The sequence below is a fragment of the Psychroserpens mesophilus genome (genome assembly GCF_050617655.1).
GTDB lineage: Bacteria > Bacteroidota > Bacteroidia > Flavobacteriales > Flavobacteriaceae > Psychroserpens > Psychroserpens mesophilus_A.
Window position 1 is genome coordinate 1 of record NZ_JBODQC010000102.1, and the last position, 324, is coordinate 324.

Annotated in this window: 1 protein-coding gene; it reads right to left on the reverse strand. The window is 57.1% G+C overall.

Going from position 1 to position 324, the window contains the following annotated elements; genetic code table 11:
• Positions 1–324 (reverse strand): HlyD family efflux transporter periplasmic adaptor subunit (locus tag ACRHNM_RS16515; RefSeq protein WP_431137723.1); only part of this gene is annotated, 324 nt, incomplete at both ends.

Consider the following 324-nt stretch of genomic DNA (forward strand, 5'->3'; position numbering starts at 1 on the left):
CCTCCTTCTCCTCGCTGAGTGCCAGGCGGATCTGCAGGGACTGCCCGCGGCGGATCCCTTCCGGTGCCTCCCCGGTAAACTCCATATCCACCTGGAAGCGCCCGTTGGTTACCTGGGTGTATACCTTCTTGATTTCCAGCACATGGCGCTCCCCGTTAAATGAGAAACTCCCGCGTTGGCCCGTGTAGATCCGGGATATATAGTGCTCGTCGATATCCGCGCGTACCTTGAACCCGCTCAATACGTCGATTTGTCCGAGGCGCTCCCCTTTGACCTTGGATTGCCCGATTTCCGCATTCAGGGAGGTCAGCTGTAGGAAAATAA